The sequence below is a fragment of the Affinibrenneria salicis genome (genome assembly GCF_008710095.1).
Genome location: NZ_VYKJ01000004.1, coordinates 295,086 through 319,671 on the forward strand (window position 1 = coordinate 295,086; position 24,586 = coordinate 319,671).

A 24,586-nucleotide genomic window follows, 5' to 3' on the forward strand; every position below is an offset into this window, starting at 1 on the left:
TTACTCCTGATCGGCATGACGCCGGGTGAAATAGTGCTTCACCAGGACAAAGAACAACGGAACGAAAAAGATCGCCAGCAGCGTCGCCGTCAGGGTGCCGCCGATGATGCCGGTACCGATGGCGATGCGGCTGTTGGCCCCGGCGCCGGTGGCCAGCGCCAGCGGAACCACCCCGGCGATGAACGCCAGCGAAGTCATCATGATCGGGCGCAGACGCGTTTTGGCCGCCGACAGAACCGCCGAGCTGAGCGAGCGGCCTTCCCGTACCGCCAGTTCGGCGAATTCGACGATCAGAATGGCGTTCTTCGACGACAGACCGATGGTGGTCAACAGCGCCACCTGGAAGTAGACATCGTTGCTTAATCCGCGCAGCAGGGCCGCCAGCGCGGCGCCGAATATCCCGAGCGGAATGATCAGGATCACCGAGAAGGGCACCGACCAGCTTTCATACAGCGCGGCCAGGCAGAGGAACACCACCAGAATCGAAATGGCGTACAGGCTGAGCGCCTGCCCGCTGGCCAGTTTTTCCTGCAGCGACAGTCCGCTCCAGGCCCAGGTAGAGCCGGCCGGCAACTGACCGGCGAGCGCCTCCATCTTGCTCATCGCCGTGCCGGAGCTGACGCCGTCGGCGTTTTCGCCGGTGATTTCGAACGAGGCGGCGCCGTTGTAGCGCGTCAGACTTTCCGGCCCGTAGGTCCAGCGCGTGCTGGCGAAGGCGGAAAACGGCGTCATGCTGTCGTCGTCGTTGCCGCGTACAAACCATTTGTCCAGATCCGACGGTTTGGCGCGGAACTGGCCGTCCGCCTGGATATACACCTTCTTGACGCGGCCGCGATCGATGAAGTCGTTGACATAGGTGCCGCCCCAGGCGCTGCTGAGCGTATCCGTCACGTCGGACAGCGACAGCCCGAGCGCCACGGCTTTATTATTGTCGATATCGACCTGTAGCTGCGGCATTTGCGGCAGGTCATTGGCGCGCACCGACTGTAGTTCAGGGCTGGCGCCGGCCAGCTTCAGCAGTTCGCTGCGCATGTTCAGCAGCGTGTCGCGGTCGGTGCCGCCGCCGGCCATCAGCTCGAAGGTGAAGCCGTTGGTTTGCCCCATGCCCTGCACGGACGGCGGCGTGGTGGCGAACACCCGCGCATCGCGGATGACGGACAGCTCTTTCATCGCCCGGCTGGCGATGGCCTGCGCGGTATTCTCCTTACCGGGCCGGTCATCCCAGTTTTTCAGCGAAACGAAGGCCATGCCGGCGTTCTGACCGCTGCCGCTGAAGTTGAAGCCGGTAATGGTGAAGATGACGTTGAGGTTGTCCTTTTCTTCGTTGAGGAACCAGGAGGTGACGCGTTGGTTGACGGCGTTGGTGCGGTTGACGGTGGCGCCGGCCGGCAGGGTGTACTGCACCATGATCTCGCCCTGGTCTTCGTTGGGCAGGAAGCTGCCCGGCAGGCGCCACAGCAGCAGGGCCATCACCACCACCAGCGCGCCGAACAGACTGAGCATCATCAACGGCCGGCGCAGCACGGAAAAGATACGCCGGCTGTAGCCCTGTTCGGTGCGGGCGTAGAAGCGGTTGAAGCGGCCGAAAAAGCCCTTCTGGTGCGGTTTGCTGTGTTTAAGCAGCGAGCCGCACAGCGCCGGGGTCAGCGTCAGGGCGACCACCACCGACAGCGCCATGGCGGAGATGATGGTGACCGAGAACTGGCGATAGATCACGCCGGTCGAACCGCCGAAAAAGGTCATCGGCAGGAACACGGCGGACAGCACCAGCGCGATGGCGATCAGCGCGCCGGAAATCTCGCCCATCGATTTCTCGGTGGCGGCGCGCGCCGACAGCCCTTCGTCGCGCATAATGCGCTCGACGTTCTCCACCACCACGATGGCGTCGTCCACCAACAGGCCGATGGCCAGCACCATGGCGAACAGCGTCAGGGTATTGATGGAGTAGCCGAATAGCGACAGTACGCCGAATGTCCCGAGCAGCACGACCGGCACCGCCAGCGCCGGGATCAGCGTCGCGCGCAGGTTCTGCAGGAACAGATACATGACGATAATCACCAGCACGATGGCTTCGAACAGCGTCTTGACCACGTCCTGCACCGAGATCTTGATGAAGTCGGTGCTGTCTTTCGGGTAGGCGACATCGTAGCCTTCCGGCATGCTGGCGCGGTATTCGTTGATCTTCGCTTTTACCAGTTCGGCGGTATCCAGCGCGTTGGCGCCGGGCGACAGCATGACGGCGATACCGGCGGCCGGGTGGCCGTTCAGGCGCGAGTTGGCGGTGTAGTCCTCGTTGCCCAGCTCGACCCGCGCCACGTCGCTGATACGCACGACGGCGCCGTTCGACTCGCTCTTGACGATGATATTGCGGAACTCTTCCGGCGTTTGCAGCCGCGACTGCGCGCGCACGGTGGCGGTCAGCTGTTGGTCGGCCGGGGAGGGTTCGGCGCCGATCTTGCCGGCGGACAGCTGAATGTTTTGCGCCTCGATCGCCGACTCGACGTCCGAAGGCATCAGGTTATAGGACGCCAGTTTGGTGGGATCCAGCCAGATGCGGATCGCGTATTCAGAGCCGAACACCCGCAGACTGCCGACGCCGCTGACGCGCGCCAGCGGGTCCTGCAGGTTGCTGACCAGCCAGTCGGCGATGTCCGAACTGGTCGCCTTATCGCTTTTGTCATACAGCGCCATAATCAGCAGGAAGTTGGACTGCGATTTCGTCACCGTGATCCCGGCGGACTGCACCTCGCTCGGCAGACGCGATTCGGCCTGCTGCACCTTGTTCTGCACCTGGACCTGAGCGGTATCGGGGTTGGTGCCCTGTTCAAAGGTTACCGTAATGTCGACGTCGCCGTCCGAACTGCTGGTGGAGGTGAAGTAGAGCAGATTGTCCAGACCGGTCAACTGCTGTTCGATCACCTGGGTCACGCTGTTTTCCAGCGTTTGGGCGGAGGCGCCGGTGTAGGTCGCCTTGATGCGCACGGACGGCGGCGCGACATCGGGGTACTGCGCCACCGGCAGCGTGTTGATGGCCATCAGGCCGGCCAGCATGATCAGGATGGCAATCACCCAGGCGAAGACCGGGCGGCGGACAAAGAAACGGGAAAACATCAGTCAGCGCCTCCCGTGGTTGATACTTCCACCGGTTTTACCGTATTGCCCGGCGCGACTTTATCGCTGCCTTCCACCAGCAGACGATCGCCGGCCTGCAGCCCCTTGACGATCAGCCAGCGGTCGCCGGTGGCCTGACCGGTTTCCACGCCGCGGCGTTCGACCTGGTTTTTAGCGTTGACCACCAGCGCGGTGGCGTTGCCTTTGACATCGTGCGTAATACCCTGCTGCGGCGCGAGGATGGCGTTTTCGATCGTTCCTTCGTCGACGCTGGCGCGCACAAACATGCCGGGCAGCAGAATATGTTCGGGATTTGGAAACACCGCGCGCAGCGTGACCGAGCCGGTCGAGGCATTGACCGCCACCTCCGTCAGCTCCAGCCGCCCTTTGTGCGGATAGACCGAGCCGTCTTCCAGCGTCATCGTCACGTTCAGCGTCTCGCCGTTGCCGGCCAGCGCCTGTTTACGCAGCCGCAGCAGATCGGCGCTGGAGCGGGTCAGATCCAGATACATCGAGTCCAGCGCGCGGATGGTGGTCAGCGCGGTGGTTTGCTGAGCGGTGACCAGCGCGCCCGGCGTGACGGAAGAGATGCCGATACGGCCGGCGATGGGGGCGGTCACCGTGGTCCAGCGCAGATTAATGCGCGCGCTTTCCTGCGCGGCGTTTTTCTCCTGTACGCTGGCTTTGTCCTGTTCGCAGGTGGCGCGGGCGTCGTCCGCATCCTGTTGCGAGACGCCCTGTTCTTTAACCAGTACGGCATAGCGCTTCGCCTTCTGGCAGTCCGCCAGCACCAGCGCTTTGGCGCTTTGCACGGCGGCGGCGGCCTCATCGTAGGCGGCTTGGTAGCTGGACGGGTCGATCTGGTAGAGCGGCTGGCCGGCCTTAACTTCATCCCCTTCGGTGAACAACCGTTTCTGGATAATGCCGCCGACCTGGGGAATCACGTCCGAGGTCAGGGTCGCCGTCGTCCGGCCGGTGAGGTCGCTCATCAGGGTGAACGCGGCCGGTTTTAGCGTCACCACGCCGACCTCCGTCGGTCCGGCCTCGCTTTTTGGCTGCGTGCCGTTGTCACAGCCGCTTAAACTGAGAAGAGTAAAAAGACATAAAATGCGTAACTGCATAGCATTGCCCCATAGTCGGTGAGATTAAACCGGTAATTCGCTGTGAATAATCAAGTCAGGCATTCGGCGTTCACGGACCGTTGCCCGATGCGTATCTGCTTCGTTGTTATCACCCGTGCGTCTGCGCAATCGGCGCATGATGGCAAGGCGGCCAACGGGCGGGGGGGTGAAATGGCCTCCGCATGGCGGAGCAGGGCGGGGAAATCCATTCTCCCTGGGTCATTGGCGCGGCGCTGGCCGCAACCTCGTGTTTATGCTGGTGTGGCGGTGATTTTTTTAAGTTCATAGCGCTGAATTTATGCAAATAACAGTCGTCCGGCCGTGTATGGACAGAACCCGCGCCGCATCGTTCGCTTAGCTTTATCGGCGTTATCTCATGTGCAGAAAGGCCTCGCCGGCGTAATGACTTTCTGATACTGATTGGCGATTTTCAGGCGCCCCGCCGATATCCGTAATGCGTCGCGGATTATCGGCTAACGCCCGCTGTTTTAATTTGCCTGACGGACTTAGTCGATCATCATTTTTATTAGCAATATATTTTCTGCCCTGTGCGTCAGGGGTAAATTATTTTCTGCCGTTATTCGTCATTTTACTGATGATTACCCCTTTCCCTGTAAAAAAGTCAGCAGTATATAAACCGCGCCCGGGCTGAATATAGGCGTGGTTTATAATAGAACGAATAATTTCATAACCCTGCCCGGATTAATCTTTATCGGATATATTCGCCGTGCTTCAGGCGCCGCAGATGCGTTGTCTTTGTTGCCCGGCCTGCCCCTGCGCCTCGCCCATCATGGGCCACCGCTCCGCGCGGTTCAAAACGATAACGTTTTGTCCTGCACTCGCATTATTTAGGCCAGAGAAGATAAAGGAATACGGCTGGCTGAACGGAAGTTAAGATATATCTTAGTTGCGCGGGTTGTCAACGGATATAGTGTAAGTTAACTTCGGCGTTTTTTAGTTTATGTCGTTGTTTTGACGTATTATTGACAGGAAGCGTAAGGCCGGGGGGATGGCGCAGAAATAGGGGGGGACGGGGGCGTTTGTTGTTGCTATATCAATGAATTAGCCGGCAATAATATGAAAGGATGCGCGCTCGCATGACAATAAAGCGTTATAATAAAGAAAGGGTAGTGTAAGTATTTCGTCATGAGGTGAGACTTTATATTAATATAAAACCGGGCGAATAATGCGGTCCGCGGGATAGCACATTATTTTTTGAACAACGCAAGGCGCTGGTTCTTTTTAGCTTATTACCGGCAGTTCGGGGAGGATAAACCGTCCGGCGCGGATTTGAACGCCGCCGCCGTACGCAGGGAGGAGAGCCGGGGACGAGCCGAATAATCGGGCGCCGTCAACGCACCTGCGGTTTGAGGCATGACGAGTATCAATGGCGGTTGGGGAAACGTGATAATAAAAAAGAAACGCGCCGGCCGGTTTGCCGGCGCGTCTTTCATAATGGCGACGGAAACGTCGCCCCCTGGTGTTAGTCTTTTTTCTTATATAATTCTGCGCCGCAGGAAGTCGCTGACGGCTTGCATGCACGCTTTACGTTCTTCCACATGCGGCATGTGGCTGGAGCGTTCGAAAATAATCCATTCGGAGCCATCGATGCCTTCCGCGAAGGGCTGCACCGTTTCCGGCGTGGCCTCATCGTAACGGCCGGAAATCAGCAGCGCCGGTACATTAATCGCTCCGACCCGCTCAATGATGCTCCAGTCTTTCAGGGTGCCGACGACGTGGAACTCCGTCGGACCATTCATTGCCAGATAAACGGTCGGATCCTGGTCGATGGCGTCAAAGGTCCGTTTCACCTCGGCCGGCCAGGGGTCGACGCGGCACACGTGGCGCATGTAGAAGACATGCGATGCCCTACGGTAGGCCTCGCTGTCTACGGTACCGGCCGCTTCGTGCTCCTGCAGGCAGGACTGTACGTCCGCGGGCAGTCCGGCGCGCAGCTGTGCCGCTGCTTTCAGCCAGAGCGGCATGGAGGCCGGCGAGTTGGCGATGACGATGGCTTTCAGACCGGCCGGGCGCGTGACGGCGTGTTCCGCCGTTAGCATACCGCCCCAGGACTGGCCCAGCAGCGCATAGTTATCCTGAATATTAAGATGTTTTAATAGGTTATCCAGCTCGGCCAAAAACAGCGGTATCTGCCAGAAGTCGGCCGGTTTATCGGGCAAATGGGTGGAGCGACCGTTGCCCAACTGGTCGTAATGGATCACCGGACGACCGGTTTCCGCAATATCGCGAAAGGCGTCAACATAGTCGTGGGTACAGCCAGGCCCGCCGTGGGCGATGACCAGAGGCGTCATTCCGTTATGCAAATCGCCGCAGATTCGGTACCAGGTCTGGTACTGGATAAAAGGCGCGAAGCCTTCGCTGACGGTGTACATGGAGACGAGTCCTTCCTTGTTCTGTTGAACATGGCGTAAGGATAGTGCCCGTCAGCGAAAGAGAAAAGCTAGTAAAAAAGATAGATTTTTTTAACTATCGAGCAAATGGTAGTGCATGGCGTTGACTACCGCCTGAACCCGATTAGCGGCGCCGAGTTTGTGCGCTGCGTTATTCAGGTGCAGCGTGACCGTCGCGACGGAGCGGTGCAGATGACGGGCAATCTGTTTCGCCGTCAGGCCTTCGGCGGACCACGCTAGGCATTCCCGCTCGCGCTTCGTCAGCCGTACGTAATTGCAGGCCAGGGTCTGCTGGTCAAACAGCGGAAAGGCCTGCTGCTGGAAACGATGGGCGATAAAACTGAGGTCCGCCAGCGTGGCGTCGATATCCCGCTCCTGATGGGAACTGGTCAGAATGCCGGTTACGGTGACGAAGCCGCCGTTGGGCAAGTGCATCGGCACCGTGGCGCCGCACGGCATATCGTTATCGCGCATATAATATGAAACGCATTTATGCTCTTCGCTCATCACGCCGCGCAGCGGGGTGCGGTCCGGCCGTTGATATGACCAGATAAACGGCGCGCAGCTTTCCAGCGCGACATGCTGCACCGGGTCCACCTGGTAATATCCGCTTTCGCTCCACAGCGTAAACATATCTTCCGGTACGTGATCCATACGCAGCAGAGACGGCGTAATAAGTTCACCTTCCAGCGATCGCGGCACCGGCGTGTAGTCATAAATAACCGCATCGAAACCCAGGCGCGATGTTTTCTGAAATAATTGATTAAAGGCGCTATCCAGATCGTTAGCCTTATTAGCCGTTAGCGGCATGGGAACGTGCTGAGTAGTCTGGTCCATGATTACCCCTCGTTATCGTGTGTGTCCCGGCGAGAAATCCGGGGACGAATGGTATGAATCCATAAGGCGAGTTGAGCAATGATATTCGCCATACTTCAGGTTGTCGGCACAGTGGCTTTGTTGCCGGCACGGGCGCGGCCGCCGTCACGCCGCAGCGCGAATTATGACGGGTCAATTTGCTATAGCCCGATCGAAACCACACAAAAGCTGGTATTTTTACCCTTGAAAAACTAGTATTTTGCTAACGATTCAATGGTTGCCAGCCGAATTAACTTTATATAAACCGGTCGGTTTTGTCTATTTTTCATTCTTTTCCATCAGGTTAATTTATGTATCGATAAATTAAACCTGATTAGTGTGGTAATATTACCGCGCGTGCCGCGCCATCCTGTGAAATCGGGAGTGGGCCGGCGTTGGGGACTCATGACCGCCGGCATAATAAAAATCAGGCGGCGCCGGCCTGGCACTGGATAACAGGCTGCGTTTGAGAACCGCTGTTCGCCATTTTTATCAGGATCCGCAGATGTTTCCCGGTCTGGATGACCTTCCGCCGCGTCTGTGGGGATACAGGGAATATGTATGCATCGTTACCGCTTCGTATTATTTCGTCCGCTGCAACTGCTGCCGGTGCTGTTCGGCATCAGCGTGATCACGTTTGCCATGGTGCGCGCCATCCCCGGCGATCCGGCGCGTATTCTGCTCGGCGTGCGCAGTACGCCGGCCGCACTGGCGCGCATTCGCGCCCAGTATGGCCTGGATGAGCCGCTCTGGCTGCAGTACGTCTACTTCCTGCGTAATCTGCTGCAGGGGGAATTGGGCAAATCGATCGTCTATAAGGTCGACACCCTGAAACTGATCGATTCGCGCCTGGATCCGACGCTGTGGCTGATTGTGGGCAGCGTGCTGCTGAGCATTCTGTTCACCGTGCCGCTGTCCGCGCTGGCCGCCCGGCAGCGCGGGAAATTCGCCGATTGGTTTATCCGTCTGTTTTCCACCGCCGGCCTCGGCTTCCCGGCCTTTTGGCTCGGCATCATGATGATCCTGCTGTTTAGCATTTACCTCGGCTGGTTTCCGGTTTCGGGCTATGGCCGGGACTGGCTGGATCGCCTGCACCATATGGTGCTGCCCTGTCTGACCGTGGCGCTGGCGCTGTCCGCCGTACTGACGCGCAACCTGCGCGCCAGCCTGTTGATGGAGATGAAGAGCGACTACGTCATCGCCGCCCGGGCGCGCGGTCAGACCGAAGCGCGTATTTTCTGGCGCCACGTGATGCCGAATTCTCTGGTGCCGACCATCAATCTGCTGGCGGTAAATATTGGCTGGCTGATTGGCAGTTCGGTGGTGATCGAAAGCGTGTTCGCCATCCCCGGCATGGGACAATTGCTGGTTAAGGCGATTTTCAGCCGCGACTATATGGTGGTGCAGGGCGTGGTGCTGGTGTTTGCCCTGGCGACGGTGGGGGTCAATCTGCTGGCGGATCTGCTGACCGTCGCGCTGGATCCGAGGGTGAAACTATGAGCGTGACTCAGGCTATCCGCACATTTAACCGGCGCTGGCTGCCGCGGCACTGCGCGCTGAATGCCGGCCTGACGATTCTGGCGCTGTGGGGCGCGCTGGCGCTGCTGGCGCCCTGGGTCGCCCCCTTCGACCCGATCGCGCAGGACGCCGGCGCCAGCCTGTTGCCGCCAGGCGCGGCGCATCTGTTCGGCACCGATAATTTTGGCCGGGATATTTTTTCGCGCGTTATCTGGGGCGCCAGAATCGACCTGCAAATCTGTCTGTTGGGCGTGATTTTCCCGTTTATTATCGGCACCACGCTCGGCGCCTTTTCCGGCTATCTCGGCGGCGCGGCGGACGCGCTGCTGATGCGCTGTATCGACATCGTGCTGGCGTTTCCGCTGCTGGTGCTGATGCTGTCGATTATCGCCATTCTCGGCCCGGGGCTGGGCAGTTTCTATATTTCCATGGCGCTGGTGGGCTGGGTGTCCTACGCCCGGCTGGTGCGTTCGCAGGTGCTGACCCTGAAACAACGCGACTTTATGCTGGCGGCGCGCAGTCTCGGTTTTAGCCATAGCCGCATCATCTTTATCCATTTGCTGCCGAACGCGCTGACCGGTTCGCTGGTGTTCGCCATGTCCGATTGCGTGCTGGTGCTGCTTAACGGCGCGGCGGTGAGCTATCTCGGTCTGGGCGTGCAGCCGCCGGTGGCGGAGTGGGGCGTGATGGTGGCGGAAGGGCAGAGTTTTATCACCACCGCCTGGTGGATTACGACGTTTCCCGGGCTGGCGATTGTGCTGCTGGCCATGGGGTTCAGCCTGCTGGCCGACGGGCTGGGCGATAAGCTGGGGGCGCACTGATGACGTTACTGACGATTTCCGGCCTGACGGTGCTTAACCGGCAGGATATTGCGCTGGTGGATGGCGTCTCGTTCCGGCTGAACGACGGCGAAATGCTGGGGCTGGTGGGAGAAAGCGGTTCGGGTAAAACCGTTACCTGCCGCGCGCTGATGCGCCTGCTGCCGGCGGAGGCGCTGCGCATTGCCGGCGGCGCCGTTCAGCTCAACGGGCGCGATCTGCTGGCGCTGAATGAACGGCAAATGACGAGCGTGCGCGGGCGAGAAATCGGCATGATTTTCCAGAACCCGGCCAGTCATCTTAATCCGGTGATGACCATCGGCGCGCAGATCGCCGAAAGCCGCCGTCTGCATTTTGGCGCCAGCAGGCGCGAGGCGTTGAGCTATGCGGTGGAACTGCTGCGCCAGGTCGGTATTCCCGATCCCGCGCGCCGCGTCCACAACTATCCGCATGAGTTTTCCGGCGGGATGCGTCAGCGGGCGATGATTGCGGTGGCGCTGGCGTCCGAGCCGGCCATCCTGATTGCCGATGAGCCCACCACCGCGCTGGACGTTACGGTGCAGATGCAGATCCTGCGTCTGCTGAGCGATCTGCGCGACCGGCTCGGCGTGGCGATTATTCTGATTACCCACGATCTCGGCGTGGTGGCGCAAACCTGCGATCGCATCGCCGTGCTGTACGGCGGCCGGCTGTGCGAGATTGGCGACAAACGCGAGGTGCTGCGCCGCACGCTGCATCCTTATACCCGCGGGCTGATTGATTGCCAGCCGGCCAGCAGCGGCGCGCATGGCCGGCTGGCGACTATTGGCGGTCAGCCGCCGGTGGCTGAGCATTTCCCCGCCGGCTGCCGTTTTCATCCGCGCTGTCAGGCGGCGAGCGAAGCCTGCCGCCGCCATCAGCCGGCGATGCAGACCGCCGCCGACAGCCCGACGCACGGCGCGGCCTGCCATCACCCCACGGGCGCGCTAAATCCCACGGGCGAGTCGGCGCGCGAGGAGGGAGCATGGTAACGCTGTCAACGGGCGGCGCTCCGCTGCTGGAGGTCGAAGATCTGGTCGTGACCTTTCCGGCCGGCGGATTCGGCCGCCGCAAACGCCTGCTGCACGCCGTCAACGGCGTGAGCCTGCGAATTAACGCCGGCGAGATCGTCGGTCTGGTGGGCGAGTCCGGCAGCGGCAAAAGCACGCTGGGGCGCGCGATTCTGCAGCTTGAAGCGCCGGTCGCCGGCCAGGTACGTTTCGACGGCCGGGCCGTTACGCGCGGTCAGAAACCGGCAATCGCCCGGCTGCGCCGCCAGACGGCGATGATTTTTCAGGATCCGTTCTCTTCTCTGAACCCGCGGCAGACCATTGGCGCAAGCATTGCCGAAGTGCTGCGCGTGCACGGTAAAGCCGGCAAAGCGGCGATTCCGGCGCGGGTCAACGCCTTACTGAATCAGGTGGGATTACGCGCCGAACACGGCGCGTGCCGGCCCGCCTCTCTGAGCGGCGGTCAGTGCCAGCGTGCGGGGATCGCCCGCGCGCTGGCGCTGGAACCGCGCTTGATCATCGCTGATGAATGCGTGGCGGCGCTGGACGTATCGATCCAGGGACAAATTATCAATCTGCTGCTGGATTTGCGCGAGCGGATGGGGCTGGCGATTTTGTTTATCGCCCACGATCTGGCGATTGTGCGCAGCCTGTGCGATCGCGTGGCGGTGATGTACCTCGGCCGTATCGTGGAGAGCGGCCCGGTGGACGCGGTATTTAGCCGGCCGCGACATCCCTATACCGCCGCGCTGATGGCGGCGATCCCGGAAATTGATCCCGATCGTCCGCTGCCGGCCAATCCGCTGAGCGGAGAGCTGCCCAGTCCGCTGGCCATGCCGTCCGGCTGCGCCTTTCATCCGCGCTGCGGTTACGCGCTGGCGGGCTGTCGCACCGGCGCGCCGCCGCCGACCCGGCATCTTGCCGATCGTGCTTTTGCCTGCGTGCTGGACGACGCAGGCGACGAAGCTATTTATCCGTTAAATGAGGGAATGTTTGATGAAGCGAAAAAACGTTAGGATCGCTGCCGCAGGGCTGTTGCTGGCGCTCAGCGTCGCGAGTGAAATGGCGCAGGCGGCGGGGGTATTAACCATCGGACGCCGTGAGGACAGTACGGGCTTTGATCCGATCAGAACCACGCAGAACGAGGATAATTGGGTATTCTCCAATGTGCTCGATCGGCTGGTGTGGGTGGACAAGAGCGGTACGGCGCTGGAGCCGGCGCTGGCGGAAAGCTGGACGATTTCGCCGGACCGCAAGGTGTATACCTTTAAAATCCGCGCGACCAAATTTTCCGACGGTACGCCGGTGAGCGCCAGCGACGCCGCGTTCAGTCTGCTGCGTCTGCGCGACGACGAAAACTCGCTGTGGCGCGATCCGTTTATGATCATGGATAAAGTCGAGGCGCCGGATGCGCATACGCTGGTGATCACGCTGAAAGAGCCGTCGGTGCCGTTTTTATCGCAGCTGGCGCTGCCGAATGCATCGATCATTTCAAAGAAGGCGCTGACGGAGATGGGCGAGGAGGCGTTTGCCGAAAAACCGGTCGGCTCCGGCGCGTTTAGCATCAAGGAGTGGGTGCGCGGCGACCGGGTGGTGCTGGAGAAAAATCCCCGCTACTGGCAGGCGTCGCGCGTTAAGCTGGACGGCGTGGAGTGGCTGACCATTCCTGACGATAACACCCGTATGCTGAAAGTGCAGGCGGGCGAACTCGACGCCGCCATCAGCGTGCCGTTCTCGCGAATTGCCTCGCTGCAGAAAGATCCCAACCTGCAGGTTGAGCTGGAGCCGTCCACACGCGAAGACCATCTGCTGATCAATCATGAGCATGGCGCGCTGGCTAAGCCTGAGGTGCGCCAGGCGCTGGATTTCGCCATTGATAAAGACGCGGTGGTGAAAACCGTCACCTTCGGTTACGGCCAGGTGGCCAACTCCTATATTCCGGCCGGCGCGCTGTATCACTACGCCGATAACCTGCGCCGCCCGTACGATCCGGAAAAAGCGAAAAAAATGCTGGCCGAGGCGGGGGCCGCCAATCTGAAGCTGAATTACGTGGTCAATGCCGGCGACGAAGTCGATGAACAGATCGCGATCCTGCTGCAGCAGCAGCTGGCGAAAGCCGGCGTAACGGTTAATCTGCAGAAGGTCGACCCAAGCCAAAGCTGGTCTATGCTGGTATCCGGCGACTACGATATTTCCGTGATGTACTGGACCAACGATATTCTCGATCCGGATCAGAAGACCACCTTTGTGCTGGGCCACGACGCCAATATGAATTACATGACGCGCTACCACAATGACAAGGTGAAGGCGCTGGTCGCTGCGGCGCGGGTGGAAATGGACGAGAAGAAACGCGAGCAAATCTACATCGACCTGCAGAAAATGGCTAAGGCCGACGTGAACTGGATCGATCTGTATTACAGCCCGTATCGTAATGTCAGCCGTAAAAACATTCAGGGGTTCTATCAGAACCCGTTAGGTCGCTTCTTCCTGGAAGACACCGTCAAACAGTAATCGTTGTTCGCGGGATGGGGAAACCTATCCCGCTTTTTACCCCGCGATTGTTCGCGCTATCTGCTCTTTCTCCTCTTTTTGTGACGACGTCACTTAATGGACTCTTCGCCCGTCATAAAGCCGCGTAATGCGTTACAGGCGCTGCGGCGCCCTGTCCGCTCCGCTAAGCGGGTGAATAAAAGAGGATATTTTAAAATTTTGGCGTAATCTTTAAATTACGGTTTTAAATTTGAGTAAGGTAATGTAATGCAAAATCGAGCGGGGCTGTCCCGCATTCTGATTATCCTCACGGTGCTATTTGCCGCCTGCACCGGGCTGTACCTGCTGGCCGGCGGTATCTGGCTGGCCACTCTGCGCGGTTCCTGGTACTACCTGATCGCGGGCGTGGCGATGCTGATCACCGCCTGGCTGCTGTACCGGCGGCGCGCCGGCGCGCTGCTGCTATACGCGGTTTTTCTGCTGGCGACCACGCTCTGGGCGCTATGGGAAGTGGGATCCGATTTCTGGGCGCTGACGCCGCGCTTAGACGTCACCTTCTTTTTCGGACTGTGGATCGCGTTGCCTTTGGTGTATCGCGGTCTGACGGCGAAAAGCGGCGCGGCGCGCGGCGCGCTGACGGTCTCGCTGGCGTTTACCGTCGTGGTGCTGATTTATGCCGTCTTTAACGACCCGCAGGAGATTAACGGCACGCTGAGTCGGGAGCCGGCCGCCGCCGTGGATAAATCCCCCGTCGCCGACGGAGACTGGCCGGCCTACGGCCGCACCCAGGCCGGTACGCGTTATTCTCCGCTGAGTCAGATCAACGATCAAAACGTCGGCCAGCTGCAGCAAGCGTGGACGTTCCGCACCGGCGATGTGAAAACCGCCAACGATCCGGGCGAAATTACCGACGAAGTTACGCCGATAAAAATTCGCGATACTCTGTATCTGTGCACGCCGCATCAGAAACTGTTCGCGCTGGACGCCGCTACCGGTAAGGAAAAGTGGCATTTCGATCCGCAGCTGAAAACCGATCCGTCGTTCCAGCATGTGACCTGTCGCGGCGTTTCTTATCATGAAACGCCGCAGGCGTCGCAGGCCGATGCCGCTCAGTCCGCGCCGACGCTGTGCGCCCGGCGCATTATTCTGCCGGTTAACGACGGCCATCTGTACGCGCTGGATGCGCAAAGCGGCGCGCTTTGTCCTGACTTTGCCGACCACGGCAAGCTGAATTTGCAAAGCAATATGCCGTTCGCCAGAGCCGGCGCTTATGAGCCGACCTCGCCGCCGATCGTTACCGATAAGGTGATTATTATGGCCGGCGCGGTCACCGATAACTACTCCACCCGCGAACCGTCCGGGGTGATCCGCGGATTTGACGTGAACAGCGGTCAGCTGCTGTGGGCGTTCGATACCGGCAGTAAAGATCCCAATCGCATCCCGACCGGCCAACAATTCTACACGCCGAACTCGCCGAACTCCTGGGCGCCGGCGGCCTATGATGAACAGTTGGACATCGTCTATCTGCCGATTGGCGTCGCGACGCCCGATATCTGGGGCGGCAACCGCTCGCCGGAAATGGAGCGTTTCGCCAGCGGTCTGCTGGCGCTGAACGCCACGACCGGTAAGCTGGTCTGGTTCTACCAGACCGTGCATCACGATCTGTGGGATATGGACGTGCCGGCTCAGCCGACGCTGGCCGACATTCGCGATGAGAACGGCGACCGGCGGCCGGTGGTGTATGTTCCGGCGAAAACCGGCAACATTTTCGTGCTGGATCGCCGCACCGGTCAGACGGTCGTGCCGGCGCCGGAAACGCCGGTGCCGCAGGGCGCGGCCAAAGGCGATCGGCTGTCGCCCACGCAGCCTTATTCCGAACTCAGCTTCCGCCCGCGCGAGAATCTGGCCGGTAAGGATATGTGGGGCGCGACGATTTACGACCAGCTGGTGTGCCGCGTGATGTTCCACCGGCTGCGTTACGAAGGACCGTTTACTCCGCCGTCCGAACAGGGGACGCTGGTCTTCCCCGGCAACCTCGGCATGTTCGAATGGGGCGGCATTTCGGTGGATACCGATCGACAGATTGCCGTGGCTAATCCGATGGCGCTGCCGTTTGTGTCGCAGCTGATCCCGCGCGGCCCGGACAACCCGGCGGCGCCGGATGCGAAAGACGCCGGCGGCACCGGTTCGGAATCTGGCGTGCAGCCGCAGTACGGCGTGCCTTTCGGCGTGAAGCTGAACGCGTTTCTTTCGCCGCTGGGCATTCCCTGCAAGCAGCCCGCGTGGGGCTATATTTCGGCAATCGACCTGAAGACCAACGATATCGTGTGGAAAAAACGCATCGGTACCGTACGCGACAGCTCGCCGCTGCCGCTGCCGTTCAAAGTCGGGATGCCGATGCTCGGCGCGCCGGTCTCCACCGCCGGCAACGTATTTTTCATCGCCGCGACGGCCGATAACTATCTGCGCGCCTTTAAGGTGACCAACGGCGAGCAGCTGTGGCAGGCGCGCCTGCCGGCGGGCGGCCAGGCGACGCCGATGACCTATGAGGTCGACGGTAAGCAGTATGTGGTGATTGCCGCCGGCGGGCACGGTTCGTTTGGTACGAAGCTGGGCGATTACATCATCGCCTATGCGCTACCGGACGCGAAATAACCTGTCGGACCGGCGCTGAAAAACGTCCCGCCCGCGCAGGCGGGCATCCCTGGCAGCCGCGGGCTGCTGGCGTTCCCGGCTTGCGCGGGGATGACGGCTGGCGCGAAAACCTCGCGGGGAAACGGCTCTGTGCGGGCGGGCACAGCGGTCGGCGGGAAGTCAGCCCGCAATAATGAGGACGGTATGAAAACTCTGTCGCGCGCTTTTTCGCTGTTCTGCGCCCTTGCGGCTCTGCCCGCCGACGGACCATGGGCGCGATCGTCGATGCTGGATCTAACGGTGGGCGAGAAGGACGGCAAGCCCTGCTTTGCTCCGCAGCCTGACGGGGAAAACCGTCGCTATCGCTTACGGCTGGCCTGGGTGAGCGTTGCCGCCGATCCGGTTGCCGCGGCCGGGCCGGCGCGGGTCGTCTGGGCCTCGGGTCTGCCGCCGCCGCCCGGCGAGTACACGACGGGCGCAGGGGAGTGCCTGCTTTACGGCCAGCGGGTGGCGGGCGAGACGCTCATTACGTCTCCGCAGCCGCTGCAGGCGGGGATTCGCTATACGGTAACCATAAACGCCTTCCTGCGCGCGGGCAGCCGCGGCGCGCTGAACCGGCGCTACGCCGGGCAGTTCTGTCTGGCGCGCGATCGGCGCGGCGCTCTCCGCGTGCACGATCTGTGGCATGGCGCGCGCGCCGACGTGGCTGCCGACGATCCCTGCCGTGCGCTGTTTCTGCGGCCCTGAGCGCGGCGCCAGTCTGCGCGCGCAGGCCTGTATATACTCTCTGCGGCGTTGAGGATAAAACGGCAGGCGGCCGGAGACGGTTTACCGATCGAGAACGGCCGGCCCGGCGGCGTCACAGACCGGGCGCCGTTCGCGCCTGCGCAGCCATGTCATCAGACTCTTGCTATTCATTGGCCGGGCATACAGATAGCCTTGCAAATAGTTAATCCCGTTCTGTTTCAGGTAACGGTATTCGTGCCGGGTATTTACCCCTTCGGCCACCATATCCAGCGCCAGCCGGCGGCTCAGACCGACGATCGCGTCGAGTACCGGCGTATCGTGGTGTGCCGATTCGATGGTGCCGATAAACGCCTTGTCGATCTTGAGATAATCCAGCGGAAACGTTTGCAGGTAGGAGAGGGAGCAGTGGCCGGTGCCGAAGTCATCGATAGCGATAATAAAGCCCTGCCGGCGCAGTTCGGTCAGTTTGCGCACCACATCATCCCGGTTGACTATCAGGCTGCGTTCGGTGATTTCCAGCGTGATTTTGAACTGATGAGGCGACAGGGCGGCCGACAAGCGCTGGATGTCCTGAATAAAGTCGGGATGCTGCATATGTTCGGCGGCGATATTGATATCGAGATGAAAGCCCGTCGGCACCCGCCAGTGGCGGATATCCTCGATCATCAGTCCGAACAGATGGTGCGTCAGCGGGATGATCAGGCCTTCGGCCTCGGCGCTGGGAATAAACACATCCGGGCTGATGCTCCTGCCGCCGGGGCGATACCAGCGCAGCAGCACCTCAACGCCGCAGCAGCGGCGCGCGGCGATATCGTAAATCGGCTGGTAGTGCGCGGCAAATTCGTTGTGCAGCATGCCTTTGCGCAGTTCGTCGCGCAGCGACATTTTACGCTGTTGCCATGAGCGTACGATAGAGACAAAAATGATGGCGAGGATCAGCGCCAGCGGCAAAAAAGTGATGAAGGCGCGCCGCCACTCCTGCAAAAAAGCGGAGGCCGGCAGCGTCGCTCTGACCACGATAGGGTAGATATTAGACACGGTTTTATTGTGCATCGGCGCGATAAACGGATGATCGTCCTCGACCCTACCGCCTTCCTGTATCTGATAGCCGTTGCCGAACTGGATAGTGAGAAAGTAGGGTCTGGCGTTGCCCATGGCGCTCATAAAATCGAGCAAATACTGCGCGTCGACGATGGCGAACGCGCCGTACGACGTCGCGCCGTTGTTGCTGGCGTAAAGCACGGCCGGCCGCTCCAGCACGCCGTGAGTCAGCGGCAGCGAAATATTCCACTGCGCCGGCAGGGGCGACGGCAGTTGTTGCTGAATGATCGTGGATAACGGCATCAGCCTGTCGCCGGAGACGGAGGAACAGTACATTGACGGCCCCTTGGTCAGGCCCAGCGAACGGAAATAGGCGGCCAGCGTTCCCAGCCGCAGCAAATCGGATGAAACCTGCTGGCTGCAGGCTTGCCCCTCGAAGGGTTGCAGCGTGGCGACCATATCCCAGGCCTGCCGGCTGATGATTTCCGCCTGATGCAGGATCACCTGGTTGGTCATTTTCAGGTTCCGCTTCACATCCTGGCTGGCGTCGTAAAAACTGAAAGCCATTCCCAGCAGAAATGGCAGCAGACCGGCGGCGGCGAGCGATAGCCACCTGTATTTCGCGGCCGGTACATGAGTGGATTTAACCATCGGCGTCTCCATCCTCTCTTTATCCATGACTGCCGGCAGGCTAATGCATAGCGCCCGCCGCGCACGGCCAAACTTCAGGTTAAACCCGACAGGTTGCCCGCCAGTGTAATACTAGCCTGGCGGGAAAAAAAGAGAGCCGGTCCGACGGCGGCCGTTCGTCGCGGGGGCGGCCATCGTTGGGCGCAGCATCTGCCGAGTCCGCACGGCGCGGGGCCGTCAGTACACCGATTTAACGAAGTCGAGCAGATCGTTATTCAATTTATCTTTGTGCGTTTGGGTAAAACCGTGGGGCGCCCCGTCATACAGACTTAGCCGGGCGTTTTTGATCTGTCTGGCGGCTATTTTGCCGGTGGCCTCGAAAGGCACCACCTGATCGCTGCCGCCGTGGATCACCAACGTGGGCACGTCGATTTTTTGCATATCCGCGCGGAAATCCGTTTCGGCAAAGGCGGTGACGCAATCGTGCGTTGCCTTGAGCGACGCCAGCAGCGCCATGTTGAGCGTCTGGCTCAACACGCCCTGGGAGACCGTCATCCCTTTGTTGAGACCATAAAACGGGATGGCGAAATCGCTGATAAACTGCGCCCTGTCGCGCAATATGCCCTGTCTGATCTGATCGAAGACCTCTTGCTCCACGCCCTCGGGATGGTCGGCGGTCTTGATGAATAACGGCGTGACCGCGCCGAGCAGCGCCAGCGCGCGCACGCGTTGCGAACCATAGTGACCGATATAGCGCGCGACATCGCCGCCGCCCATCGAGAAACCGATTAGCGTAATTTCATCCAGCTGCAAATACTCGATCAAATCGTTAATATCGGCGGCAAAGGTGTCGTAGTCATAGCCTGACCACGGCTGGTCTGAACGACCAAAACCGCGCCGGTCGAAGGCGATGGCGCGGTAGCCTTGTCCGGCGAGAAAGTTCATCTGATCGTCCCACATGTCGGCATCCAGCGGCCAACCGTGGCTGAACAGCAGTGGTTTGCCCGTTCCCCAGTCTTTGTAGTAGATCAGTGTGCCGTCTTGTGTGCTAAAGGTACTCATGTATCTATCTCCATCAAGGGGGGTGTCATGCGCGGCGGAAAGCGGCCTGCTGCTTTTGTGCCGCTGCTCCGTCAGGCGTTGAACAGACCATGCAGAAGGCCGCCGGCGAGTATATTCGGAGCGCTCTTACAGCTTAGCAGAATATTTTTACCGCTTTGGTCGCGTCGTTCGGTTTTTATCGCCTCAGCGGTGTGCCTTTTATTACCATTATAGATGCTCTAAATATCCAGAGTTGCATAAATACGGCGAGTCTGCGCTAAATAATTTCGCACATGGATACTTATCTTCTCATTGTGCGAGGCTCGTACTGGCAGGCGGTCATGTCCTGAAAATATAGCGCTATTATGCGAAGCTATTTAAGCGTTAGTAATTAGCCGGGTGTGGGGAAAGTCAATGCCGCTGAGGTTTGAGATGTGACGGGGATATTGTTCATATTCGGCGGAGACGATATGGGACCTGTTTTTGCCTGAATTTTTCCCCGTATTTCGTTGTGGGACGGAATTTTTCGTCGTCGCTATGGGACGGTTTTTATTAGTCAGTTTATGCGGTCTTTTATTTTAACAACAAACATTTTCTTTGTTTTTTTAATCGATTTTAGATTTTATCAGCCAAAATCGGGTGTGAACATTATCTTTTTGATTTATAAATATAAAGTGAATTATTTTCTATGGTGAATAGGGTGAGGGTGTGACATGGATCACGGATTGTGCTATACCTTTAAAGCGGCTTGTTTGGGCATGGCGGCGTTCTGTTGGCAGGATGTGCGCTTTGGTCATCAAATACAGGGCAATGACGGAATCATAATGACAAATATATACTCGTTACACTTCCATTCGTCGCTGAGTTGGCTGCGCGCCATTATCCGTTTCATTCTCTCTGAGCCGTCAGCGCTGTTCAAAACGATAACGTTTTGTCCGGCGGTCCAAATTGTTTCGTGTATAGCAGAGGTTGACTCCCGCATAAAATTGAAATAACGACAAAGGAAAATTATGCCTGAATTAAACGACAAAAATTCCAACTATAATGATACAGCAAACGCCGTTCCGGCTGACAATGAAAAGATATCCGATGCTGACAGCAGTGAAAATAACGGTTTTCTGAGCGCTGATGCCTTTTTATTGACAGCAACCGCCATCGCCGCGATTGCCGGTTTTCTGTATGGCTACGATACCGGGATTATTTCCGGCGCGCTGTTGCAAATCACCCGCGATTTCTCGCTCTCCTCGCATGAACAGGAACTGGTGACCAGTGCGATACTGGTGGGGGCGGTGGTCGGCGCGCTGTCCTGCGGCAAACTGTCCGGCGTACTCGGCCGGCGCTACACCGTGATGATCGTCGCGGCTATTTTTGCGCTTGGCGTGATCGGCTCCGGTCTGTCTCCCGATGCGCTGTCCCTGGGGCTGGCGCGTCTGGTGCTGGGGTTTGCGGTCGGGGGGGCGTCGCAGATCGTGCCGGTCTATATTGCGGAGCTGGCGCCGCCGGAGAAACGCGGCCGGCTGGTGACTTTTTTCAACATCTCTATCGGTATCGGTATTCTGACCGCCGCGCTGGTCGGCACCTTTTTGCAGGATATCTGGACGTGGCGCGTGATGTTCTCCGTTGCCGCGATACCGGCGGTCGTCCTGCTGTTTGGCATGTTGCCGCTGCCGGAAAGTCCGCGCTGGCTGGTGGGTAAAAAACGACTGAAAGAAGCGCACATCGCACTGGATACGGTCAGGGAAACCGGCCATGAAGTGCGGCGCGAAATTAAGGCGATTCAGCGCGTGCACGAGAAGGCGGAGCGGAAATCGACCGGCAGCTGGAAAGATTTGAAACAGCCGTGGCTGCGCCCGGCGCTGGTGGTGGGGCTGGGGATTGCCGCCTTTACTCAGCTGTCCGGTATTGAAATGATGATTTACTACACGCCGACCTTTCTGACCGACGCCGGCTTCAGCCGCGATACGGCGCTGCATTCTGCGCTGGGCGTGGCGGTGATTTATCTGCTGCTCACCATTACGGGTAAACTGCTGGTCGACCATATCGGTCGCCGTCGTCTGACGCTGATTATGATGCCTGGCGCGGTGATCAGTCTGCTGCTGCTCGGTCTGATGTTCCGACTCGACGCCAGCGGCGGCCAGCATGGCTGGCTGATTGTTGCCTGCCTGTTCGCCTTTATGGTGTTCAACTCCGGCGGGATCCAGGTGATTGGCTGGCTGATCGGTTCCGAAGTCTACCCGTTGGGCGTTCGCGAAAAGGCCAGCAGCCTGCACGCGGCCACCCTGTGGGGCTCCAACCTGCTGTTGACCGCCACCGCACTGTCGATGGTTAACCTGCTGGGGATCGGCGGCGCTATGTGGTTCTACGCGCTGCTTAACCTGCTCGGTTTCCTGTTTATCTTCTTTATGATGCCGGAGACCCGGGGGCGCAGTCTGGAAGAGATTGAAACCTCGCTGAAAGAGGGCAATTTTTATCCCCGCCGCCGGCATGCCCAACGTTCGTTAACGTCCGGCGGCAACGACTGACGTCTCGCTGAGAGGCGGTATGATGATAAGCTATTAATGGACACAGGATATGGCGGGAAAGATGATTTCAAAAATAAACCCGACGCTCAGGGAAGAAAAAATTATGGGCCTACCCCAAAGGGAAGATATTCTGTTGGCGGAGCCACTCACAGCAAGGGTCTTATGACCATAATGCTGCTCCCTCACCAGGGGAATAGTATGCATGGAAGCGGTGATTTTCGAATTCATGGGGATAGCATCAGGAATCCCGGTACCGCCTCAGAAGGTTGTATAATTATTGGCTCTGCCGCACGAACAAAAATACTAAATTCAACAGACAGACTTTTGATGGTGGTGCAATAATGTATAAAATAATCCTTATGTCGGTCGTGCTGTTTATATCGCCAGCTCTCCTGGCCAGGGAAATGAATATTGATTATTGTTCCACCACTGAATCATGGGCTATCCAACGAACAATTGAAGAGTTAAAAACGAGCAATAACGATTTGGATTTCAAAAGGATAACAGTGGAAATCCTAAATCTATCTGCATTGAAAGAAGATGAAAAAACCATCAAGGTAAATGGTTTTGGCGTGTTGTACGCTCAAACACTAAAAGTAATCATACCTCATTTAAATAACAGCCAAGATAAAGAAGTGCTATTGGTAACATCAATCATATCAGATGAAGAGTGTTCCATTAGTCAACCATTGATAACAAATATAACCGAACTCAGGATCGGTAAATAATATACTGGTCATATTTCAAGCCGCAGACGCGTTGGCATTCCTCGCTCACCCCAGTCACATACTGGGGTAAGCTCCCGGTGATTCGCTGTGTCGCTGCCTTTCTGTCGCTCGAGTTATTTGGGGTATAGAGTATAAATCAATGATATTTTGCCGGCATACCCCCTGAACGGGAGTCTGCCTTTTAACCGATGCATTATATTGACTGGCCGTAATCATCCCGGTTGCGGCTTTGTTCCCTGATGGCATTTTCTTTGCGTGCGTGCGTGCGTGCGTGCGGCCTGGCCTGCTCCTGCCGTCGCGACTGTTTTAACGCAGGTTTTGCAGAAACGCCTGCGCGATGACCTGGCGGGATTCAACCTGTAGGCGCCACGGATTGGCGACGCTAATATCATTGACGTCTTCACTGTTTTTGATCGGGTAATTTGTCATGCCGGGTTCGTCGCCCTGGCAGACGAACGCCGTAGCGTGCAGGGTCAACATCAGGGGGGCAGCGCTTTGGCGGACAAGTAAGCGCACATGGGCCGATCGCCGCTGGGCAACAGCCTTGCGCCCGTCGCCGCGCGGGCGCGCCGCCCTGTACGGACAACGTTCGCCCAGCAGCGGATCGTTGGGCTCAGGGGGTCTGAAACCAGGCTTCCAGCCCGTCGGACTGGCCGTCCTTGCGGGTCAGGCAACTGACCCGCCAATAGTTATCTCCGTCCATTCGTATTGAGCACTGTCCCTCCTGATCCTCGTAGCGGGTCATCAACGCCAGCGTCTTATCCGGCCCGCAGCGCTCCAGCCAGGCTTCCCCCTGAATAACCTTGTCGCCTTCGGTTAAACGCAGCGGATAATTTTGTGAATTGATACCGACCGTGAGCGAGGCGGAATACAGCGCGCCGCTGATCGGCCGTTTGCCGATCACGCGGTACTGGCCGGTGAGGCCGGCCGGGAATTCTTCATCCGGCGCGACGCGCCGGCAGAACTCTTCGCTGTAGCCAGCGGCGGGCAACAGCAGCATAGCGGCGGCCGCAGCGCTTAGCGCGAGCCGGCGGGCAGGGTGGAACAGAACGGGGAAAACCAGCATAGCGACTCTCTTTCAGTAAAAATAAAGGACGGCGGCGGGATTTTACCACCGCCGGCAAGGCGCCGATATCTCCTTCATGCGGCCTCAGGGGCGTACGGGATCGCCAATGGTATAGAAGTGACCGCCGGCGACATGGTGCAGGCTTTTCCAGCGCGCATCCGCGTTTTCAAACGTCCAGTGGCCGTCGCTGAACACGCGGCTATCCGCCCAGGCGCCGGTGACCTCGCCGATGAACAGGTCATAGACTTGCTGATTGTGCGCTTCGGGGATCAACCGGCAGATCAGCCAGGCTGAACAGCCGGCCACCAGCGGTACGGGCTGTCCCGCAATGCGGAACAGTTCAACGTGGCTGCGCTGTAGTTTGTCCGGCACCTGATGCAGACTCTGGCTGCCGACCGCCCAGGTCAGCGCCAGCTGGCTCAGGTTAGGGATCTGAATGGCGAAATAGCCGCTGCGTTCGAGTAGTTCCCGGGTTTTGGCGATTTTGTCGATCACGACGGTGAGCTTCGGCGGGGTAAAATCCAGCGCGCAGGCCCAGGCGGCGGCCATCACGTCATCCGTACCGTTATAGCTGGCGGAGACCAGCACCGTCGGGCCGTGATTAATCAGTCTGACGGCCTTCTCCAGTTCGACTGGCGCAATATGTTTATCCATCTGCAATCCTTAAACGTGACGTTGTACGCGGGCCGCGTGCGAGGCGCGGCAGCCGGCGGATGAAGTTAAATACTGTGCAGAAGGAGGGGCGCCCTGGCAATATGCTGGCGGACTATTTTGCCGCGCCACCGCCCGGCTTCCTCTGCCTGCCGCACGCGCGGCTAAACCGGC

Annotated in this window: 19 protein-coding genes; 10 read left to right on the top strand and 9 right to left on the bottom strand. The window is 59.0% G+C overall.

Features of this window, described 5'->3' with window-relative positions:
- The 4 genes from FJU30_RS10585 to FJU30_RS10600 all read right to left on the bottom strand — a co-directional run bounded on the left by FJU30_RS10585 (window position 1) and on the right by FJU30_RS10600 (window position 7,480).
- The gene (locus FJU30_RS10585; RefSeq protein WP_150434921.1) at window positions 1-3,111 is read right to left on the bottom strand and encodes an efflux RND transporter permease subunit; all 3,111 of its coding nucleotides are present in this window, start codon (window positions 3,109-3,111) and stop codon (window positions 1-3) included.
- Entirely contained in the window at window positions 3,111-4,232 is a 1,122-nt protein-coding gene (locus tag FJU30_RS10590) for an efflux RND transporter periplasmic adaptor subunit (RefSeq protein ID WP_150434922.1), read from the bottom strand. Before FJU30_RS10590 ends, FJU30_RS10585 begins: the two co-directional genes overlap by 1 nt.
- Before the next feature lie 1,496 nt (window positions 4,233-5,728).
- On the bottom strand, window positions 5,729-6,625 hold the full coding sequence (locus FJU30_RS10595; protein WP_150434923.1) for a proline iminopeptidase-family hydrolase: 897 nt from the start codon (window positions 6,623-6,625) through the stop codon (window positions 5,729-5,731).
- A 90-nt stretch (window positions 6,626-6,715) separates the two neighbouring features.
- On the bottom strand, window positions 6,716-7,480 hold the full coding sequence (locus FJU30_RS10600; protein WP_223881560.1) for a LuxR family transcriptional regulator: 765 nt from the start codon (window positions 7,478-7,480) through the stop codon (window positions 6,716-6,718).
- A gap of 579 nt (window positions 7,481-8,059) precedes the next feature.
- Between FJU30_RS10600 and FJU30_RS10605 the strand changes: the two genes are divergently transcribed.
- From FJU30_RS10605 to FJU30_RS10635, 7 genes are all read left to right on the top strand, one after another.
- Window positions 8,060-8,998 carry an ABC transporter permease gene (locus tag FJU30_RS10605; protein ID WP_150434924.1) on the top strand — a complete coding sequence of 313 codons (939 nt, stop codon included), beginning with the start codon at window positions 8,060-8,062 and terminating at the stop codon, window positions 8,996-8,998.
- Complete coding sequence (locus FJU30_RS10610; protein WP_150434925.1) at window positions 8,995-9,837, top strand: ABC transporter permease; 843 nt, start codon at window positions 8,995-8,997, stop codon at window positions 9,835-9,837. The genes FJU30_RS10605 and FJU30_RS10610 overlap by 4 nt, the downstream gene beginning before the upstream one ends.
- Window positions 9,837-10,844, top strand: coding sequence for an ABC transporter ATP-binding protein (locus FJU30_RS10615; RefSeq protein WP_150434926.1), 1,008 nt, complete (start codon window positions 9,837-9,839; stop codon window positions 10,842-10,844). Before FJU30_RS10610 ends, FJU30_RS10615 begins: the two co-directional genes overlap by 1 nt.
- Entirely contained in the window at window positions 10,838-11,878 is a 1,041-nt protein-coding gene (locus FJU30_RS10620; RefSeq protein WP_150434927.1) for an ABC transporter ATP-binding protein, read from the top strand. The genes FJU30_RS10615 and FJU30_RS10620 overlap by 7 nt, the downstream gene beginning before the upstream one ends.
- Window positions 11,859-13,373, top strand: coding sequence for an ABC transporter substrate-binding protein (locus tag FJU30_RS10625; protein WP_150434928.1), 1,515 nt, complete (start codon window positions 11,859-11,861; stop codon window positions 13,371-13,373). Before FJU30_RS10620 ends, FJU30_RS10625 begins: the two co-directional genes overlap by 20 nt.
- 246 nt (window positions 13,374-13,619) lie before the next feature.
- Window positions 13,620-16,007: a glucose/quinate/shikimate family membrane-bound PQQ-dependent dehydrogenase gene (locus FJU30_RS10630; RefSeq protein ID WP_150434929.1), complete on the top strand. Its 2,388-nt coding sequence runs from the start codon at window positions 13,620-13,622 to the stop codon at window positions 16,005-16,007.
- 183 nt (window positions 16,008-16,190) lie between these two features.
- Complete coding sequence (locus tag FJU30_RS10635; protein WP_150434930.1) at window positions 16,191-16,733, top strand: hypothetical protein; 543 nt, start codon at window positions 16,191-16,193, stop codon at window positions 16,731-16,733.
- An 81-nt stretch (window positions 16,734-16,814) separates the two neighbouring features.
- Here FJU30_RS10635 and FJU30_RS10640 read toward each other — a convergent pair whose 3' ends face one another.
- Window positions 16,815-18,425 carry an EAL domain-containing protein gene (locus tag FJU30_RS10640; protein ID WP_150434931.1) on the bottom strand — a complete coding sequence of 537 codons (1,611 nt, stop codon included), beginning with the start codon at window positions 18,423-18,425 and terminating at the stop codon, window positions 16,815-16,817.
- A 216-nt stretch (window positions 18,426-18,641) separates the two neighbouring features.
- A complete protein-coding gene (locus FJU30_RS10645; protein WP_150434932.1) occupies window positions 18,642-19,466 on the bottom strand; it encodes an alpha/beta fold hydrolase in 825 nt (274 codons plus the stop codon).
- A gap of 989 nt (window positions 19,467-20,455) precedes the next feature.
- Between FJU30_RS10645 and FJU30_RS10650 the strand changes: the two genes are divergently transcribed.
- The 3 genes from FJU30_RS10650 to FJU30_RS10660 are packed head-to-tail and all read left to right on the top strand — an operon-like array spanning window position 20,456 to window position 22,695.
- Window positions 20,456-21,967 carry a sugar porter family MFS transporter gene (locus FJU30_RS10650; RefSeq protein ID WP_150434933.1) on the top strand — a complete coding sequence of 504 codons (1,512 nt, stop codon included), beginning with the start codon at window positions 20,456-20,458 and terminating at the stop codon, window positions 21,965-21,967.
- A 36-nt stretch (window positions 21,968-22,003) separates the two neighbouring features.
- A complete protein-coding gene (locus tag FJU30_RS10655) occupies window positions 22,004-22,309 on the top strand; it encodes a tlde1 domain-containing protein (RefSeq protein ID WP_150434934.1) in 306 nt (101 codons plus the stop codon).
- The gene (locus tag FJU30_RS10660; protein WP_150434935.1) at window positions 22,309-22,695 is read left to right on the top strand and encodes a hypothetical protein; all 387 of its coding nucleotides are present in this window, start codon (window positions 22,309-22,311) and stop codon (window positions 22,693-22,695) included. Before FJU30_RS10655 ends, FJU30_RS10660 begins: the two co-directional genes overlap by 1 nt.
- Before the next feature lie 306 nt (window positions 22,696-23,001).
- Here the strand turns inward: FJU30_RS10660 and FJU30_RS26830 are convergent, their stop codons facing one another.
- The 3 genes from FJU30_RS26830 to FJU30_RS10670 form a co-directional block, all read right to left on the bottom strand.
- Window positions 23,002-23,175: a hypothetical protein gene (locus FJU30_RS26830; RefSeq protein ID WP_191091576.1), complete on the bottom strand. Its 174-nt coding sequence runs from the start codon at window positions 23,173-23,175 to the stop codon at window positions 23,002-23,004.
- 133 nt (window positions 23,176-23,308) lie between these two features.
- The gene (locus FJU30_RS10665; RefSeq protein WP_150434936.1) at window positions 23,309-23,761 is read right to left on the bottom strand and encodes a hypothetical protein; all 453 of its coding nucleotides are present in this window, start codon (window positions 23,759-23,761) and stop codon (window positions 23,309-23,311) included.
- Between the two features lie 84 nt (window positions 23,762-23,845).
- A complete protein-coding gene (locus FJU30_RS10670; RefSeq protein WP_150434937.1) occupies window positions 23,846-24,415 on the bottom strand; it encodes a flavin reductase family protein in 570 nt (189 codons plus the stop codon).
- Between the last annotated feature and the right edge of the window lie 171 nt (window positions 24,416-24,586).